General features: G+C 71.8%; 14 protein-coding genes. 2 read left to right on the top strand and 12 right to left on the bottom strand.

Annotated features, from left to right (window positions below; genetic code table 11):
- Positions 1-210 precede the first annotated feature (210 nt).
- Together VED21_RS25840 and VED21_RS25835 are read left to right on the top strand one after the other, a co-directional pair.
- Positions 211-1,443 carry an exonuclease SbcCD subunit D C-terminal domain-containing protein gene (locus VED21_RS25840; RefSeq protein WP_324887471.1) on the top strand — a complete coding sequence of 411 codons (1,233 nt, stop codon included), beginning with the start codon at positions 211-213 and terminating at the stop codon, positions 1,441-1,443.
- Positions 1,440-5,183, top strand: a complete 3,744-nt coding sequence (locus tag VED21_RS25835) for an AAA family ATPase (RefSeq protein WP_324887469.1) — start codon at positions 1,440-1,442, stop codon at positions 5,181-5,183. The genes VED21_RS25840 and VED21_RS25835 overlap by 4 nt, the downstream gene beginning before the upstream one ends.
- 57 nt (positions 5,184-5,240) lie before the next feature.
- On the opposite strand, the gene cueR is transcribed toward VED21_RS25835, so the two are convergent.
- From cueR to VED21_RS25775, 12 genes are all read right to left on the bottom strand, one after another.
- Positions 5,241-5,651, bottom strand: coding sequence for a Cu(I)-responsive transcriptional regulator (cueR, locus tag VED21_RS25830; protein ID WP_324887498.1), 411 nt, complete (start codon positions 5,649-5,651; stop codon positions 5,241-5,243).
- Between the two features lie 23 nt (positions 5,652-5,674).
- Positions 5,675-8,095, bottom strand: a complete 2,421-nt coding sequence (locus VED21_RS25825; protein ID WP_324887467.1) for a heavy metal translocating P-type ATPase — start codon at positions 8,093-8,095, stop codon at positions 5,675-5,677.
- A gap of 138 nt (positions 8,096-8,233) precedes the next feature.
- Complete coding sequence (locus tag VED21_RS25820) at positions 8,234-8,425, bottom strand: heavy-metal-associated domain-containing protein (RefSeq protein WP_324887465.1); 192 nt, start codon at positions 8,423-8,425, stop codon at positions 8,234-8,236.
- A 67-nt stretch (positions 8,426-8,492) separates the two neighbouring features.
- Positions 8,493-8,687 (bottom strand): 2-hydroxymuconate tautomerase family protein, encoded by a 195-nt coding sequence (locus VED21_RS25815; RefSeq protein ID WP_324887464.1) that lies wholly within the window; start codon positions 8,685-8,687, stop codon positions 8,493-8,495.
- Between the two features lie 4 nt (positions 8,688-8,691).
- The gene (locus VED21_RS25810; RefSeq protein ID WP_324887462.1) at positions 8,692-9,462 is read right to left on the bottom strand and encodes a 2-keto-4-pentenoate hydratase; all 771 of its coding nucleotides are present in this window, start codon (positions 9,460-9,462) and stop codon (positions 8,692-8,694) included.
- Positions 9,455-10,477 carry a 4-hydroxy-2-oxovalerate aldolase gene (gene dmpG, locus VED21_RS25805; RefSeq protein ID WP_324887460.1) on the bottom strand — a complete coding sequence of 341 codons (1,023 nt, stop codon included), beginning with the start codon at positions 10,475-10,477 and terminating at the stop codon, positions 9,455-9,457. Before dmpG ends, VED21_RS25810 begins: the two co-directional genes overlap by 8 nt.
- An 11-nt stretch (positions 10,478-10,488) precedes the next feature.
- A complete protein-coding gene (locus tag VED21_RS25800) occupies positions 10,489-11,433 on the bottom strand; it encodes an acetaldehyde dehydrogenase (acetylating) (protein WP_324887458.1) in 945 nt (314 codons plus the stop codon).
- Positions 11,430-12,224, bottom strand: a complete 795-nt coding sequence (locus VED21_RS25795; RefSeq protein WP_324887456.1) for a 2-keto-4-pentenoate hydratase — start codon at positions 12,222-12,224, stop codon at positions 11,430-11,432. Before VED21_RS25795 ends, VED21_RS25800 begins: the two co-directional genes overlap by 4 nt.
- A gap of 28 nt (positions 12,225-12,252) precedes the next feature.
- Positions 12,253-13,725: a 2-hydroxymuconic semialdehyde dehydrogenase gene (locus tag VED21_RS25790; protein WP_324887454.1), complete on the bottom strand. Its 1,473-nt coding sequence runs from the start codon at positions 13,723-13,725 to the stop codon at positions 12,253-12,255.
- A 172-nt stretch (positions 13,726-13,897) separates the two neighbouring features.
- Complete coding sequence (locus VED21_RS25785; RefSeq protein ID WP_324887452.1) at positions 13,898-15,127, bottom strand: NAD(P)/FAD-dependent oxidoreductase; 1,230 nt, start codon at positions 15,125-15,127, stop codon at positions 13,898-13,900.
- Positions 15,127-15,450 carry a 2Fe-2S iron-sulfur cluster-binding protein gene (locus tag VED21_RS25780; RefSeq protein WP_324887450.1) on the bottom strand — a complete coding sequence of 108 codons (324 nt, stop codon included), beginning with the start codon at positions 15,448-15,450 and terminating at the stop codon, positions 15,127-15,129. The genes VED21_RS25785 and VED21_RS25780 overlap by 1 nt, the downstream gene beginning before the upstream one ends.
- A gap of 20 nt (positions 15,451-15,470) precedes the next feature.
- A complete protein-coding gene (locus tag VED21_RS25775; protein ID WP_324887448.1) occupies positions 15,471-16,634 on the bottom strand; it encodes a cytochrome P450 in 1,164 nt (387 codons plus the stop codon).
- Between the last annotated feature and the right edge of the window lie 3 nt (positions 16,635-16,637).

Below are 16,637 nucleotides of genomic sequence, written 5' to 3'. Positions count from 1 at the left end.
AGGCGGGGGAGGGGTCGTGGGGAGAGGAGGACTGCCGGCGGAAGGCGCCCGGCAGGGGCGGCCGTCGCCCGTTCCTCCGGGCGTGTCCTACCTCTCCCCCGCCCCTTTCACAGCCCCTTTCCCGATCCGGGAAAGGGGCTTTTTTCGTCCCTTGCGGCCGGCGGCGGCGCTCGCCTAGATTGAGCGCCCCTCCGCCTCTCGCGTGCCGCCATGCGCCTCATCCACACCGCCGACTGGCACCTCGGGCAGGTGCTGCACGGTTGCCCGCGCGATCACGAGCACGCCCGCTTCCTCGGCTGGCTGCTCGACCGCATCGGCGAGCACGACGTGGACGCGCTGCTCATCGCCGGCGACGTGTTCGACGTGCAGAACCCGCCGGTGCCGGCGCTGGCCCGCTTCTACCGCTTCCTGGCCGAAGCGCGCGCCCGCTTCCCCTGGCTGCAGACGGTCGTTCTGGCCGGCAACCACGACAGCGGCAGCCGGCTGGAGGCGCCGTCGGCCCTGCTGGCCGAACTGGGCGTGCGCGTGGTGGGCGCCCTGCCCTGCGACGCCGAGGGCCGCTTCGACCCCGACGCGCTGGTGCTGCCCCTGACGGAGCGCGACGGCACCGTGGCCGCGCGCTGCGTGGCACTCCCCTACCTGCGCCCCGCCGACCTGCCGCCGGTCACCGGGGACAACGTCGACCCGCTGATCGAAGGTGTCCGCCGCGTCTATGCCGAGGCCACGGACGCCGCCCGTCGACGCCTGCGCCCCGGCGAAGCGCTGATCCTCACCGGCCACTGCTACATGAGCGGCGGCGCCCTGTCCGACCTCAGCGAGCGCAAGGTCCTGGGCGGCAACCTGCACGCCCTGCCGGCGGACGTCTTCCCCGAGGACGCGGCCTACGTGGCGCTCGGCCACCTGCACCGCGCGCAGTCCGTCGGCGGCCGGCCGCACGTGTGCTACAGCGGCTCCCCCATCCCCCTGGCGCTGGACGAGGCCCCCTATCCGCATCAGGTGAGGCTGGCCGAGTTTGCCGAAGGGCGTCTGGTCAGCCACCTGCCTCTGCACGTGCCGCGCGCCGTAAAGATCTGCCGCGTGTCCGGCACCCCCGACGCCGCGCTGGCGGAACTCCAGGCCCTCGCCCTGGACGATCTCCCCGACCGCGCCGACTGGCCGTTCCTGGAGGTGTCCGTCACCCTGCCCGAGCCGCGCCCCACCCTGCGCGAGGAGGTGGAGGCGGCGGTGGCCGGCCGCCCCGTGCGGCTGCTGAAGCTCTCCGTCACGCTGACCGGCAGCGGCGACACGCTGGCCGAGAGTGCCGCCGGCGTCGAACTGTCGGCGCTCGCACCCGAGGACGTGTTCCTCCGCCTCTACGCCCGCCACCACGAGGGCGAACCGGACGCGGCGCTGCTCGCCGCTTTCCACGAACTGCTGGAAACCGTGCAGGGAGCGACGCCGTGAGGATCCTCGCCATCCGCGGCTGCAATCTCGCCAGCCTCGACGGCCCCTTCGCGGTGGAGTTGGACGCCGGCCCGCTGCACCGCGCCGGGCTGTTCGCCATCACCGGCCCGACTGGGGCGGGCAAGAGCACGCTGCTGGACGCGCTGTGCCTCGCCCTGTTCGACACCATGCCGCGCTTGCCCGACGGCAAAGGGGTGCGCATGGGTCGCGAGGACGACCCGGACGCGCTGCTGTCCACCGACGTGCGCGGCATCCTGCGCCGGGGGGCCGCGTCGGGCTGGGCGGAGGTGGACTTCGTCGGCATCGACGGCGAGTCCTACCGCGCCCGCTGGGAGTTGCGCCGCGCCCGCCTGAAGGCGCGCGGCGCCCTCCAGGCGCAGACAATGAACCTGACCAGCCTGGACGGCAGCCGCCGCTTCGGCGATGGCAAGCGCGGCGTGCTCGACGAGATCACCCGCCGCCTGGGCCTGAGCTTCGAGCAGTTCCGCCGCTCCGTCCTGCTGGCGCAGGGCGACTTCGCCAATTTCCTGAAGGCGCCGGCCAAAGAGCGTTCGGCGCTGCTGGAACTGCTGACCGGCACCGAGATCTACTCCCGCCTGTCCACCGCCGCCTACGACCGGGCCACCGAGGAGCAGCAGAAGCTCAAGCTGCTGGAGGCGCAGCGCGGCGGCATCGGCGTGCTGCCCGACGACGCGCGTGCCGCCCTGGATACCGAGACGGAGACCGCGCTTACCCTGGTGCAGGAGCGTGAACGCGGCGCCGAAACCGCCCGCGCCGCCGTTGCGTGGCACGAGCGCGACGCCGGGCTCGCCAAGGCCGAAGCCCAGGCCGCCGAACACCGCGCCGCCGCCGAACAGGCGTGGCACGACGCCGAGCCACGCCGGGCCGAGGTCGCCGCCCTGCGCGCCGTCCTGCCGCTCCGCCCCCTGCTGGCCGAGGCCGACCGCTGCACCGCCGAGGCCACCGAGGCCGAGGCCGCCCGCGACCAAGCCGCCACCGCCGCCGAAACCGCCCGGGGTGCCGTCGAGGAGACTACCGCCCGCCACGCCGAGGCGCGCCGCGCCTTCGAGGAAGCCTCGCTTCGCCAGGAAAAGGCCGAACCGGAGCTGGAGCGCGCCACCGCGCTGGACAGCGGCATCGCCACCCTGAGCGCCGAGTGCAGCACTGCCGACGGCGAGGTCGCCGCCATCGCCACGCGCGCCACGGCCCTGGACGCCGAGGTGACCGCACTGGACGAGGCCCTGACAGCGTTGCGCGTCAAGGCCGCCACCCTTGAGCAATCCCTTGCCGACCGCGCCACCTACGCGCCGGTGGCCGAGCAGTGGGCGCGATGGGAGGCAGCCATCGCCCGCTTTCGCGACGCCTCCCGCGCCCACACGCAAGCCCAAGCACAGTTGCGCACCCTGGCCGAGGATGCAGAGCGGCACGAACAGGCCCTGCAGGAACGCCGCGACGCCCTGGCGCAGGCCCGCACCGCCCTCGCCGACGCCGACGCCACCCTGGCCGCCCTGCGCGCCGAGCCGGTGACCCCGCTGGAGGAGATCAGCCACCGCCGCGCGGCGCTATCCACTCGCCGCGACGCCCTCGCCACCCTCGCCACTCTGGCCGAGACGGCCGCCCGCCTTGCCCGCGAGACGTCCTCGATAGCCGACGAACAGGCCCGCCAGACCACCCTCGCCGAGACCGAGGGCGCCCAGGCCGCCGCCACCGCCGCCGACCTGCACGCTCGCCAAGCCACGCTGGCGGAGGCGGAAGACACGCTGCGCCGCCTGCACCTCGCCGGCCGCGAGGACGTGGCCGGCCTGCGCGCCCAGCTGACCGACGGCCAGCCCTGCCCCGTCTGCGGCGCCGAGGAGCACCCCTGGGCCGAATCCGGCGGCGCGTTCGGCCGCCTCGCCACGGAGCAGGAGGAGCGCGTCACCGCCCTGCGCCGCGAGGTCGCCGCCCTGGGCAAGGCGCACGGCGGCCACGAAGCCGCCGCCCGCGTCGCTCGTGAACGCATCGCCGCGCTGGAAACCCGCGCCGCCGAACTGGCGCGCGAGTCCGCCGACGTGGCCCGACGCTGGGCGGCCGGGGCCGCCGCCCACGGCCTCCCGGCCGAACCCGACAGCGCCGCCGTGGCCGGCCATCTCGCCGCCATGGACGCCGAACTGGCCGAGGTGCAGCGCGCCGAACGCGCGTCGCTCGACCACAAGGCCCGCCTGGACGCCGCCCAGCAGGCCCGCGCCGCGCGCGACACCGCCTGCGCCGCCGCCGCCGAGGCCGTCGAGACCGCCCAGCGCGCCGTCAGCCAAGCGGCTCATGCGCGCGAACTGGCCGAGGCCGAGCGCGACCGGGCCGTCCGCGACGGCAAGGAGGCCAAGCGCGAACTGGCCGAACCCTTCGCCGCCCACCCCGGCTGGGACGAGGCGTTGCGCGCCGACCCGGAAGCCTTCCGCCGCGACCATGCCGCCCGCGCCACCGCATTCCTGGACGACCGCGCCGCCCAGGCGCGCCTTGCGACCGAGATCGCCGACACCCTCACCCGCTGCGCCGCCAAAGCCGCCGAACGCGACGGCGCCCGCACCGCCGAACAGGCCGCCCGCCGCCGCGCCGCCGAGGTGGCCGAGCGCCTGCGCACGCTGAAGGCGGAGCGCGCCGGCGTGCTGCAGGGCCGCGCCGTCGCCGAGGTCAAGCAGGAGCTGGCGGCGGCCCGCCTGCGCGCGCAAGCCCTGCTCGACAAGGCGGTGACAGCGCACCAGGAAGCCACCAGCCGCCTGACCGCCGCCGACCAAGCCCTCGCCGGCCGCACCGAGGCCGCCCGCCGCTGCGCCGAGAAGGCGGCCGCCTCCGCCGCCGCGCTGGCCGACGCTGCTGCCCAGCGCACGGTCACCGTGGACGACGCCCGCCGCCGCCTCGCCCGCGGCGACGCGTGGCTGGCCGCGGAGGAACAGGCCCTCGCCGCGCTGGAATCGGCCCGCCGCGAGGCCGACCTGCTGGCCGGTGAACGCCGTCGCCTGCGCGCCGAACACCACGCCGCCGGCATGCCCGCCGGCACCCTGGACGACGCCCGCACGGCGGCCACGGAGACGGCCCGCACGCTGGACGAAGCGCGCGTCCGGCTGGGCGAATGCCAGGCCCGCCGCCGCGCCGACGACGAAGCCCGCGCCCGCCTCGCCGAACTGTCCGGTGCCTGGGAGGCGCAGCGCACCGCCTGCGCCGTGTGGGACTCGCTGTCCCGCCTGATCGGCTCGCGCGACGGGCAGAAGCTGCGCAACTTCGCCCAGAGCCTCAGCCTCGACCTGCTGCTGGGGCAGGCCAACCGCTACCTGGAGGATCTGGCGCGCCGCTACCGGCTGGAACGCGTGGCCGGCGCCGACCTGGAGATCCAGGTGGTCGACCGCGAGATGGGCGACGAGGTGCGCGGCGTGCACAGCCTGTCGGGCGGCGAGATGTTCCTGGTGTCGCTGTCCCTGGCGCTCGGCCTGTCGTCGATGGCGACCAACGGCGGCGCCGGCATCGGCACGCTGTTCATCGACGAAGGCTTCGGCACGCTCGACCCCGACAGCCTGGACGTGGCGCTCTCCTGCCTGGAGGCGCTGCAGGCCTCCGGCCGGCAGGTCGGCGTCATCAGCCACGTGCCCGCGATGGTGGAGCGCATCGGCGCCCAGGTCCGCGTCGTCCCCCAGGGCCAGGGCCGCAGCCGCGTCGTGGTCGCCACGGCGGCACCGGCTTTGGTGGAGTTGGCGGAGGCGGGGTGAAAATCCCCCTCCCCCGCCCGGCGGGGGAGGGTCGGGGTGGGGGCAATACCTCCCGCCTCAGACAGCCTCGCGGCAACACCCCGGGCTCTCCAGATCCTTCAGGATCGGGCAGTCCGGGCGGTCGTCGCCGTGGCAGGTCGCGGCCAGTTCGCGCAGCGTGTCGGCCATCCCCTGCAGCTCGGCGATCTTGGCCTCCAGCTCGTCGATGTGCTCCAGCGCGATGCGCTTCACCTCCGCGCTGGCGCGGTGCTTGTCGCGCCACAGGCCGACCAGCATCTGGATGCGCTCGATGGAGAAGCCCAGGCTGCGGGCGCGCTTGACGAAGCGCAGGATGTTCACCTCCTGCGCCGTGTAGACCCGGTAGCCGGACGCGGTGCGCCCGGCCTCCGGGATCAGTCCGATGCTCTCATAATAGCGGATCAGCTTGGCGTTCACGCCCGACGCCTTGGCCGCTTCCCCGATGTTCATCGAAAGGTTGTTTATCGAACGGTTCATGGCTTCCACCCCCGCAGCGTCAGTGCGTTGACGACGACGCTGACCGAACTCAGGGCCATGGCCGCCCCGGCCAGCACCGGGCTCAGGTACCCCAGCGCCGCCAGCGGGATGCCGATGACGTTGTAGGCGAAGGCCCAGAACAGACCCTGCTTGATCTTCGCGTAAGTGCGGCGCGACACGTCGATGGAGCCGGCCACCAGCACCGGGTCGCCGCGCATCAGCGTGACGCCGGCCGTGTGCATCGCCACGTCGGTGCCGGTCGCCATGGCGATGCCGACGTCGGCCGCGGCCAGCGCCGGGGCGTCGTTGATGCCGTCGCCGACCATGCCGACCACCTTGCCCTCGCCGCGCAGCGCCGCCACCACGTCGGCCTTGTCGCCCGGCAGCACCTCGGCGAACACGCGGCCGATGCCCAGTTCGGCGGCGACGGCCTGCGCCGCCCCCCGGCTGTCGCCGGTGACCATCACCGCTTCCACGCCCTGCTCCTGCAGCCGCCGCACCGCGTCGCGCGCCGCCGCCTTCACCGTGTCGCCGAAGGCCACCAGCCCCAGCGCGCGCGGCTGCGGCGCCGCCTCGGCCAGCCAGGACACCGTGTGGCCGCTCGCCTCCAGCGCCGCCGCGCGGACTTCCAGCGCCGCGTCGGCCAAGCCGTTCTCGGCCGCCAGCCGCCGGCTGCCCAGCAGGACGGCGCGGCCGTCCACCGTGCCCGACACGCCGCGCCCGGCCAGCGCCTTGAAGTCGCCGGGTGCCGCCGGCACAACCCCGTCCGCCTCGGCCCGCTGCCGCACGGCGTGCGCCAGCGGATGCTCGCTGCCCGCCTGCAGGGCGGCGGCGAGGCGCAGCACCTCGGCCTCCCCGACGCCCTCCGCGGGAACCAGATCGGTCACCCGCGGCTTGCCCTCGGTCAGCGTGCCGGTCTTGTCGAAGGCGATGGCGGTCAGGGCGTGTGCGCGCTCCAGCGCCTCGGCGTCCTTGATCAGGATGCCGTGCCGCGCAGCGGCCCCGGTTCCCACCATGATAGAGGTTGGCGTCGCCAGCCCCAGCGCGCACGGGCAGGCGATGACCAGCACCGACACGGCGGTGATGATCGCCGTCTCCACGTCGCCCGTGGCCAGCCACCACGCGGCGAAGGTGACCAGCGCCACCGCCAGGACGACCGGCACGAAGACGGCGCTGACCTTGTCCACCGTGCGCTGGATCGGCGCCTTCGACGCCTGCGCCCCTTCCACCATGCGGACGATCTTCGCCAGCATGGTCTCCGCCCCCACGGCGGTCGTCTCCACCGCCAGCAGCCCGTCGACGTTGATGGAGCCGCCGGTGACGCGCGAATCCGGCGCCTTCTCCACCGGCAGGCTCTCGCCGGTCAGCATGGATTCGTCCACGCTGCCGGCTCCCTCCACGACGCGGCCGTCCACCGGGATGCGCTCGCCGGGTCGGACGACGACGAGGTCGCCGACGCGCACCTGCTCCACCGGCACCTCGGCCTCGGCGCCGTTGCGGCGCACCCGCGCGGTGTCCGGCCGCAGGTCCATCAGCGCCCGGATGGCGGCGGCCGTCTGCCCCTTGGCCCGCGCCTCCAGCCACTTGCCCAGCAGCACGAAGGTGATCAGCACCGCCGACGCCTCGAAATAGAGGTGCGGCGTGTGGCCGGGGTGCGTGGTCAGCATCATGTAGACGCTGAGGCCCCAGGCGGCCGTGGTGCCCAGCGCCACCAGCAGGTCCATGTTGCCCGCCCCGGCGCGCACCGCCTTGTAGGCCGCCGTGTAGAAGCGCCAGCCCAGCCAGAACTGCACCGGCGTGGCGAGCGCGAACTGCACCCAGGGCGGCAGCATCAGGTGCAGGCCCAGCAGATCGCCCACCATGCTCACCACCAGCGGCGCAGAGAACGCGGCGGCGATCAGCACGTGAACCAGCTCGCGCCGGCTGCGGCCGACCGTGTCGTCCGGCGCGCCCTTCCCCTCTTCGATGACCGGTGCGGCACCGTAGCCCGCTGCCTCCACCGCGTCGGCCAGCCGTGCCGCGTTGACCGCACCGGCGTAGGCGACGACATGGGCGCGCTCGGTGGCGAGGTTCACGCTGGCCTCGACCACGCCCGGCACGCGCTTCAGCGCCTTCTCCACGCGCGCCACGCAGGACGCGCAGGTCATGCCCTCCACCCGAAGATCGAACTCCGCCTTCGCCGGCTCGTAGCCGGCGTTCGTAACGGCCTCGACCACGGCGCCGGTGTCGGGCGTGGCATCGGCAAAGCCGACGCGGGCCTTCTCGGTGGCGAGGTTGACCGACACCTCCGTCACGCCGGGGACGGCGGCGATGGCCTTCTCCACGCGGCGCACGCAAGACGCGCAGGTCATCCCCTCGATGCCGATGTCGATCTCGGACGCGGTGCTTGTCCGCTCCTCCGCAGCATGGGCGGCCATGGCTGCCTCCTGTCTGTCTCTGGCTGCCCTTACAGATGGGGCTTCCAGCGACTGGAAGGTCAAGGGCTTATCTGCCGAAAAAGCAAAAGCGGCGGAACGGTGTCCCCGTTCCGCCGCTTTTCGCCGTTCCACAGACGGTCAGGCGACCTCGTACCCGGCGTCCACGATGGCCTTGCGAACGACGTCCGCATCGGCCCGTCCCTCGACGGCGACCTCGCCGGCCTTCAGGTCGACCAGCGCGCGGTCCACGTCCGGCAGGGCCTCCACGGCCTTGGTCACCGCCTGGGCGCAGTGGCCGCAGGTCATTCCGTTCACCTTCAGCGTCAGCATAACATCCTCCTCACAAGCTTGGATGGGCCGAGCGTCCGGCTTCCAGCGGTGGGAAGGTCAAGCGCCTTCACTCCGGCACGAGCGGCTTCTTCGGCACGCCCGCGACGGCGAAGTGCTCGCCCGGCACTTCCTGGATGATGACGCGCACGCTGTCTGGCGGAACGTCCAGCGACGTCACCGCCGCGTCGGTCACCGCCTTGATGAAGGCGGCCTTCTTCTCCGGCGTGCGGCCGGCGATCAGCAGGGCCGTGATGATCGGCATGGCCTTATTTCCCCACCTGGAACGAAACCGACCCGAGATCCTGCATGACGAGACGCACGCTGGCGCCCGGCGTCAGGTGCTCGGCCGCGGTGGCGCCGCCGGCCAGCACGATCCAGCCGGCCTCCAGCCGCTCGCCCCACTGCGCCACAAGGCGCGCCGCCGCGACCAGCGACCGCACCGGATCGCCCAGGATCGCCGCGGTGGAGCCCACCTGCCGCGCCTGCCCGTCCAGTTCCATGACGAGGCCCAGATTCGCCACGTCCACGTCCGGCGACCGCCAGCCGCCCACCACGAACCCGGAGGAGGAGCTGTTGTCCGCCACCACGTCCGGCAGCGCGAACTTGAAGTCCTGGTAGCGGCTGTCGATGATCTCCAGCGCCGGGGCCACCGCGCCCACCGCCGCCATCGCCTGCGCCGGGGTCACGTTGCCCGACAGCGGCGCCTTCAGAAGGAACGCCACCTCCGGCTCCACGCGCGGGTGGACGTAGCGCTTGAGGTCGACGACCGAGCCCTCCTCCACCTGCATGGAGTCGGTCAGCCGGCCCCAGATCATCTCGCTGACGCCGACCTGCGCCATCTTGGCGCGGCTGGTCAGCCCCATCTTCATGCCGACGCGACGCTCGCCACGGGCATAGCGCCGGGCCAGCGACAGCGCCTGGATGGCGTACGCGTCCTCCACCGTCAGGTCGGGGTGCGCGATGGTCAGCTGCGGGATCTCCGTCGCCGTGCGGGCGGCCTCGTCCACCACCTCGGCCAGTTTCGCCAGATTAGGCATGCGCCGCCTCCTTCGCCTTCACCAGATCCAGTGCCACGTCGACGATCATATCTTCCTGACCGCCCACCATCTTGCGCCGGCCGAGTTCGATAAGGATCTCGCGCGCGTCGATGCCGTAGGTCTTGGACGCCTTCTCGGCGTGCCGCAGGAAGCTGGAATAGACCCCCGCGAAGCCCAGCGACAGGCTCTCGCGGTCCACCCGCACCGGCCGGTCCTGCAGCGGACGCACCAGATCGTCGGCCGCGTCCATCAGCTTGAACAGGTCGCAGCCGTGCTCGTAGCCCATGCGGTCCAGCACGGCGACCAGCGCCTCCAACGGCGCGTTGCCGGCACCGGCCCCCATGCCGGCCAGCGAGCTGTCGACGCGCACCGCGCCGTTCTGCACGCCGACCACGGCGTTGGCCACGCCCAGCGTCAGGTTGTGATGTGTGTGGATGCCGACCTGCGTCTCCGGCTTCAGCGCGTCGCGGAACGCCTTCACCCGCTCCGCCGCACCGTCCATCAGCATGGCGCCGGCACTGTCCACCACGTACACGCACTGCGCCCCGTAGCTCTCCATCAGCTTGGCCTGCTCGACCAGCTGCGCCGTCGGGATCATGTGCGCCATCATCAGGAAGCCAACGGTGTCGAAGCCCAGCTTGCGGGCGTGCTCGATGTGCTGCTTGGAGACGTCGGCCTCGGTGCAGTGCGTCGCCACGCGCACGCTGCGCGCCCCGGCGGCGTAGGCCTCCGCCAGGTCCTCCTTGGTGCCGATGCCCGGCAGCAGCAGGACCGTCACCTTGGCGTGGTGGATGGCCTCGGCCACGGCGGCGATCCACTCGTGGTCGGTGTGCTTGCCGAAGCCATAGTTGAAGGTGCCACCGGCCAGACCGTCGCCGTGGCAGATCTCGATGGCGTCGACCTTGGCCGCGTCCAGCGCCTTGGCGATGGTGACCACCGTGTCGATGGAGTACTGGTGGCGCAGCGCGTGCATGCCGTCGCGCAGCGTCACGTCCTGGATGTAGAGCTTGCTCATGCGTTCCTCCCTCAGGCGACCAGCAGCGTGCGCTCGACCCAGCGGTCGGCGGTGGCCATGGCGGCCGAGGTCATGATGTCGAGGTTGCCGGCGTAGGCCGGCAGGTAGTGCGCCGCCCCTTCGACCTCCAGGAAGATGGTCGACTTCAGGCCCGAGAACTCGCCGTAGCCGGGGATGCGCAGCGGGTCGTTGTCGCCGATGCGCTCGAACTGCACCTTCTGCTTCAGGCGGTAGCCGGGCACGTAGGACTGCACCTCCTTGACCATGGCCTCCACCGACGCCTCAATCTCTTCCGGCTCGGCGCCTTGCGAGAAGGTGAAGACGGTGTCGCGCATGATCAGCGGCGGCTCGGCCGGGTTCAGCACGATCACCGCCTTGCCGCGCGCCGCACCGCCCACCTGCTCGATGGCGCGGGCGGTGGTCTCGGTGAACTCGTCGATGTTGGCGCGGGTGCCGGGGCCGGCCGACTTGGACGAGATCGACGCCACGATCTCGGCATACGGCAGCGCCTTGGACACGCGCTTGACCGCGTAGACCATCGGGATGGTGGCCTGCCCGCCGCAGGTCACCATGTTCACGTTGGGCTGGTCGAGATGGGCGTCGAGGTTCACGGGCGGCACCGTGTAGGGGCCGATGGCCGCCGGGGTGAGGTCGATGACCTGCTTGCCCGCCGCCACCGCGATCTCGGAGTTCTTCTTGTGGGCGTAGGCCGAGGTGGCATCGAACACCACCTTGATGTCCTTCCATTCCGGCATCTTCACCAGCCCGTCCATGCCCTCGGCACAGGTGACCACACCCATGCGCTGGGCACGGGCGAGACCGTCGGAGGCGGGGTCGATGCCGACCATCACGCCCATCTCCAGGTGCTTGGCCTTGCGCATGATCTTGATCATCAGGTCGGTGCCGATGTTGCCCGAACCGATGATGGCGACTTTTGCCTTGCTCATTCTCGTCATTCCTTGGCGAAGACGGCGCGGACGGAGCCCAGGCCGTTGATGCGCGCTTCCACGGTCTCGCCCCAGGCGGCCGGCACCATGGGGCCGAGCGCGCCGGACAGCACGGTGTCGCCTTCCTTCAGCGGGCGGCCGACGCGGGCCATGACGGTGGCCAGCCACCACATCGCGTTCAGCGGGTGGCCCAGGCAGGCCACGCCGGCGCCGGTGGTGACCGGCTCGCCCTTGACCTCCATGACCATGCCGCACAGCCGCAGATCGAGGCCTTCCAGCTTCTTCGGCTCGTTGCCCAGCACGTAGAGGCCGGAGGAGGCGTTGTCGGCGATGGTGTCGAGGATGCGGATGTTCCAGCCGGCCACGCGGCTGTCGACCACCTCGATGGCGGGCAGCACGTACTCCACCGCGCGCATCACGTCGGCGACGGTGATGTGCTCGCTGTCCAGGTCGCGGCCCAGCACGAAGGCGACCTCGGCCTCGGCCTTGGGCTGGATCAGGCGGTTGCGGGCGATCTCCCAGCCGTCGGGAACGGCCATGTCGGCGAACAGCATGCCGTAGTCGGGCTGGTCGACGCCCAACTGCTTCTGCACGGCCTTCGACGTCAGGCCGATCTTGCGGCCGGTGAGCACGCGGCCGGCGTCCAGCGCGCGCTTGGTGTTGATCTCCTGCACCGCGTAGGCGGCGTCGAGGTCGCCCTCGATCAGCAGGTCGCGGATGGGATCGCACGCCGTGCCGCTCTGCAGCGCCTGGAACAGGCGATCGGCGGCGGCCTGGATGTTCTGGGGATTGGTGTCCATGTGGGCTCTCGTCTCCTTGGGGCCGCCGTTACAGCTTGATGCAGACGTTCTTCAGCTCGGTGTAGAACTCCAGGCCGTGCACGCCGCCCTCACGGCCGATGCCCGACTGCTTGGAGCCGCCGAACGGCGTGCGCAGGTCGCGCAGGAACCAGGAGTTCACCCAGACGATGCCGGCCTCCATCTGCCCGGCTACCCGGTGGGCGCGCGCCAGGTTCTCCGTCCACACCGCCGCGGCGAGGCCGTAGGGCGTGTCGTTGGCAAGCTCGATCGCCTCCTCCTCCGTGTCGAAGGGGCGGATGTGGCAGCACGGCCCGAAGATCTCCTCGCGGATCACCGCGCTGTCCTCGGACAGGCCGGTCCAGATGGTGGGCTGCACCCACGACCCGTTGGCGAGGTCGCCGCCCATGTCCGGCACGCCGCCGCCGGTCACCACCGTGGCGCCGTCCTCGACGGCCTTTTTATAGTAGGACAGCACCTTGGAGCGGTGCTCCTGGCTGATCAGCGGGCCGAGGTTGGTGTCCTTGTCCTCCGGTCGTCCGAGCTTCAACCCTTCGGCACCAGCCTTCAGACGCGCCACGAACTCGTCGAAGATCGGCCGCTGGACGTACACGCGCTCGGTGCCCAGGCAGACCTGACCGCAGTTGGCGAAGACCGAGCGCATGGTGCCCTCGATCGCCTTGTCCATGTCGCAGTCGGCGAAGACCACGGCCGGGTTCTTGCCGCCCAGCTCGAAGGACACCGGGCGCACGCCGACGGCACCCGCCTTCATGATCGCCTCGCCCGTGCGCGTCTCGCCGGTGAAGGTGATGCCGTCGACGCCGGGATTGGTGGTCAGGAACTCGCCCGCCGAGTTCGGCCCGAAGCCGTGCACCACGTTGAAGACGCCCGGCGGCACGCCGGCCTCGTTCATCACGGCACCCAGCAGCGCCGTGGTGGTCGGCGTCTCCTCCGACGGCTTCACCACCACCGTGTTGCCGCAGGCCAGCGCCGGCCCGACCTTCCAGGTCATCAGGAGCAGCGGCAGGTTCCACGGGCTGATCACGGCGATGACGCCGCGCGGGCCGCGCTTGGAATAGTTGATGGCGCCCTTGCCGTCCGGCGTCGCCATCTCGAAGCACTCGGTGGCGACGTTCTTCACCAGGTCGGCGAAGATCTTGAAGTTGGCCGCGCCGCGCGGGATGTCGATGTGCGAGGCGAGCGAGCGCGGCTTGCCGGTGTCGGCGCATTCGGCAGCCAGGAATTCGTCGAAACGCTTGGTGATGCCGTCGGCAACCTTGTGCAGGATGGCCGAGCGCTCCTCCTGCGTCATGCGGCCCCACGGCCCCTTCAGCGCGGCGCGGGCGGCCGTCACCGCCGCATCGACGTCGGCCTTGGAGGCCTCGTGCACGACGGAGATAAGCGAGCCGTCGACCGGCGAGCGGTTCTCGAACGTCCGGGCGCCGGTGCCCGCCGTGTACTCACCGTTGATGAAATGCAGAACCTTCCCGGCCGTCGCGGTCATGGGCGTTCCTGTCCCTGTGTGTTGTGAGGCGACGCGGCGGGCGCTGAGACAGCACCGCGCGCCGGCTGTCATCGTGAATCTATGAGAAGCCATCGAGGCTCCGGATGTCAAATAAAAAGTCGAGATTTTGGCGGGGCGCGGGAATGCCACGCCCTCTCGATCCGGAAGAAGCTCAGCGGACCAGCGTCGCCAGCGCGAATTCCTCGTCGGCCGCCTGCTCCGGCGTCACGGCGACGGCCTTGTCCAGCAGCTTGCGGCCCAGCATGTGGTCCGGCGCCCGGTTGACGGAGTCGATGGCGACCAACGCCCCATCCCGGAAGTAGAAGACGGAGAATCGCCGCTCGGCCACCGAACCGCGCACCACCACATGGTCGTGGCCGGCCGACAGCCCGACCATCTGCAGCTTGACGTCGTACTGGTCGGACCAGAACCACGGCGCCGCCGTGAACGGCCGCTCCTTCCCCAGCAGCGCCGAAGCGGCTGATTTGCCCTGCTCCACCGCGTTCTGCACCGACTCCAGGCGCAGCAGCCCGTCCCCCGCACGCCGCGCCGTGCAGTCGCCGGCCGCGACCACCAGGGGATCGGAGGTTCGCGCGCAGGCGTCCACGACGATCCCCCGGTCGCACGCCAGCCCGCAGGCCTCCGCCAGTTCGGTGTTGGGCAGGATGCCGATGCCGGCGACGACAAGGTCGGCCGGGTGCAGCCGGCCGTCGGCGGTGCGCACGCCGCTCACCCGCCCGCCGGCCCCCTCGACCGCCGTCACAGCGGCCTCCAACTCCAGCGCCACCCCGTGCTCCGCATGCAAGTCGGCGACGAACGCCGACACCGGGGGTGCTGCGACGCGGGCCAGCAGGCGGTCGGCCGCCTCCAGCACGGTGACCGCCCGGCCGCGCTTGCGCGCCGCCGCCGCGACCTCCAGCCCGATGAAGCCGCCGCCGATCACCACCACGCGCTCCGCCCCCTCCAGCGCCGCCGCGATGCGGCGGGCGTCAATCAGGGTGCGCAGGGCCAGCACGCCCTCCAGCTCCGCCCCCGGCACCGGCAGCGGCCGGGCGCGGGAGCCGGTGGCGAAGGCCAGCCCCCGGTAGGCCAGCACCCGCCCGTCCGCCAATGACACCCGCTGCGCGACGCGGTCCACCGCCTCCACCCGCGCACCCGTCACCAGCGCAATGCCCTTGCGCTCCAGCGCCTCCGGCCCGCGGATGGTCAGCTGGTCCTCGCCCGCCTCGCCGCATAGCATGGCCTTGGACAGCGGCGGCCGGTGGTAGGGGGCGTGCGGTTCCTCGCCGATCAGGGTGACCGGCCCCACGTACCCCTCCGCCCGCAGGGACTCGGCCACCTGCAGCCCGGCCTGTCCGGCGCCGATGACGACCATACCCGCATCGTCGGCCGCCGCGCCCATCAGCTCTGCGCCTCCGGCAGACGCACGACGAGACCGTCGAGCGCCGCCGTCACCTTGATCTGGCAGGACAGGCGGCTGTTCGGCAGCCGCTCCGACGCGGTGCTGTCCAGCATTTCCTCCTCCGTCTGGCTGGGCGGGGCGAGGCGGTCGAGGAACTCCTCCTCCACGTAGCAGTGGCAGGTGGCGCAGGCGCAGGAGCCGCCGCATTCCGCCTCGATGCCTTCGACGCCGTTGCGCACGGCGCCCTGCATGACCGTCCACCCCTCCGGGATGTCGACGGTCTGCGCGGCCCCGCCGTGTTCGATGAAGGTGACCTTCGCCATTTTTTCTCTCCCCGATGTCGTTACGCGACCGCCAGGTCCAGGCGCGTCGGGCTGCGGAAGGTGGTGGAGGGCATCCAGGGCAGGTGCTCCTGCACGCGCGCGAACTCCGGCACGCGCTTCAGGAACTCCTCGAACGCCACGCGGGTGGCCAGCCGCGCGAAGGACGTGCCCAGGCACGCGTGCACGCCGCCGCCGAAGCCCAGGTGCCCTTTGGGCTTGCGGTCGATGTCGTAGACGTCGGGGTTCCGGAACTGCCGCTCGTCGCGGTTGCCCGCACCGTAGGCAAGGCAGACGAAGTCGCCCTCGCGCATGGTCTGGCCGTGCACCACCGTGTCCTTCTGCAGGCAGCGGCGGAAGCGCTGGGCCGAGGTGTTGAAGCGCAGCGATTCCTCGATGGCATCCGGGATCAGCGCCGGGTTGGCCGCCAGCCGGCGGCGAGCGTCGGAATGGTCGGCGAGGTTCAGCGCGAACATGGTCAGGAAGCCCGACAGGGATTCGATGCCGGCCATGATCAGCGTGGTGATGGTCATCTGCACCTCGCGGTCGGCCAGCTTCTCGCCGTCGATCTCCGCCTGGATCAGCGCGGTGATCAGGTCGTCGCCCGGCTCGCGCTTGCGCAGTTCCACCATCTGGCGGGCGTAGTCGCCCATCCACTGGAAGGCGGCGATGTGCTCCGGCCCCTTCTGGCGGGTCTTGGGGTCGGATTGCACCATCAGCACGGCCTTGTCGCGCACCTCGCGCTCGTTCTCGCGCGGCAGGTTGAACAGGCCGAACAGCACGTCCACCGTGACCTTGCTGGAGAAGTCGGCGACGAAGTCGAAGCTCTTCTCGCCCTTCACCGCGTCCAGCGCCCGGTTGGCGGACGCCCGCACCGGCTCCACCAGCCCCTCCACCGCCTTCTTGGTGAAGGCGAACTGGACGAGGCCGCGCAGGCGGTCGTGCCGGGGCGGGTCGGTGGTGCCCAGCGTAGCCCCGGCGCGGTTGGGCAGCTCGTCCATCAGGTTGCCCTTGGCCGAGGAGTAGGTCTCCCAGTCGTTCAGGGCGGTGACGATGTCGTCGTAGCGCGACAGCACCCACATGTTGGCTTCCTCGCTCCAGAAGCACGGGTGTTCGTCGCGAAGCGTCTTGTAGAAGGGGAACGGGTCGGCGTCGACGGCCGGCGAATACGGATCGAAGCGGAACATGGC

Origin of the sequence: Azospirillum sp. (assembly GCF_035627195.1) — a bacterium.
GTDB lineage: Bacteria > Pseudomonadota > Alphaproteobacteria > Azospirillales > Azospirillaceae > Azospirillum.
This window is presented reverse-complemented; position numbering and strand designations above follow the sequence as displayed.